Origin of the sequence: Campylobacter concisus (assembly GCF_902460595.1) — a bacterium.
In the GTDB taxonomy this organism is placed as follows: Bacteria; Campylobacterota; Campylobacteria; order Campylobacterales; family Campylobacteraceae; genus Campylobacter_A; species Campylobacter_A concisus_BL.
On the sequence record NZ_CABPVA010000033.1, the window covers coordinates 1 to 1,491 of the forward strand.

The window sequence follows — 1,491 nt, forward strand, 5'->3', positions numbered from 1 at the left end:
GTGTTTGATATAGCTACAAGCTCTGCGTTTAAATTTATGTCACTACCAGAGTTTAGGTTTGCACCTTTTAGGCTAAGAGCACTTTTGGCATTTAAATTTATATCACTTCCTGAATCTATAGTGCTATAAACTGCCTTATTGCTGCCATTTGCAACAAGATCAAAGCTACTCTTATAAAAGGCATTTGGATTTAAAGATATTTTGCTCTTTTTAGAAGCATGAGAGCTAGCCTCTACATTGTAGCCATTTTCAAACTACTATAGATCAAGCAATGATTTGAATTTTAATTTGACTCCGTTTTTACACCTTCAAAATTTCTAACTTCAATTGCCCATTTTGAGTTATTTTCATCTTTTAGCTTTCGATAACTACTGTAATATTTAAAAAATCATTATTATTTTTATCACAGTAATTTAACATTTCACTTTTCACATCGCTGATGAAATTCAATAATTTATTTGCTAATTCGTGATGTTCTTTGTAAAATTTATTAAAATTTATAAAAATTAACTTTAAATTATCCCTAACGCCTTGTTTATTTTTAACTCCACATTTATTATCTTCTTCTTTTATCATTAAAAATTCATCATAGCTAGCCCAACCGTCTTCTGGTTTAAATTCTTGCAATTCCTTAAAATGTAAATATTGATAGAATTCTTTAAATGTATCCCAATTATGAGTTGGAGGTAAATTTAATTTTAGCGATAAAAAATATAGCATCTTTTCTTTTATATTTTCTGGAATACGATTGCCATAAGCATAGTCCAATTCTCTAATATTATCAATTTCATCAAAATCAACTCTAACTTCTATCATTTAATACCTCCAAACATTTTATTTATCGTTTCTTTTGGCAATACACCAACTCTATAAAAAGGGATACCATTTCCATTTTGTCCATAATGGTTGTTTGAGTAATAATATGTTCCGTCACTTCCCACTACTATTCTATGAACATTTTTTGCTTTATCTACTGGTTCCACCCTGTATTCTCTATATTGTATTTCTTTTCCGTTAGATATAGATGGTAATAAATTTTCATAATTGTTATAGATAGAGCCATTATGTTTTTTAAGTTGTGTATTTGTTTTTATAGGTTCCTTAATAATATCTTGCACTGCTTTATTGATATTTTGTGCAAGTTCTCTATTTGGAATATTGCCAATGTTTGGTATATTTTTTGAAAAATCGTCTAAACCACTCAAGGTATTATTTATATGATATTTCGAAAAACTATCAACAATATCGTCAATAGGCTTTAAAGCAATATTACCAAACCTATCCCAAACTGCTTTTCCAACTTTGTTTGTAATAGCACTAGAGCCAGTAAGTCCAGCTATAAATTCAGTATCCCTTGCAGTTACACTCTCATAGTCGCCTAATACTATATCTAGTTCGCCTTTGTCTATACCTTCTTTTATTTCACTTGGTATATTTGGGATATTAGCTAACACATTGACAAATTCTTTTGGGTTACTTACTAGATAATAA

Annotated in this window: 2 protein-coding genes; both read right to left on the bottom strand. The window is 29.1% G+C overall.

The features are described from left to right. Positions 1-354 precede the first annotated feature (354 nt). Entirely contained in the window at positions 355-816 is a 462-nt protein-coding gene (locus tag F3G86_RS10150; RefSeq protein WP_149723778.1) for a serine hydroxymethyltransferase, read from the bottom strand. After that, positions 813-1,491: ribonuclease domain-containing protein (locus F3G86_RS10155; protein ID WP_223228596.1), on the bottom strand; the 679-nt coding region annotated here is incomplete at its 5' end. The genes F3G86_RS10150 and F3G86_RS10155, both read right to left, overlap by 4 nt.

Coding starts and splice junctions, on each gene's coding strand:
- F3G86_RS10150 (WP_149723778.1), bottom strand. CDS start 816: ATGATAGAAGTTAGAGTTGATTTTGATGAAATTGATAATATTAGAGAA.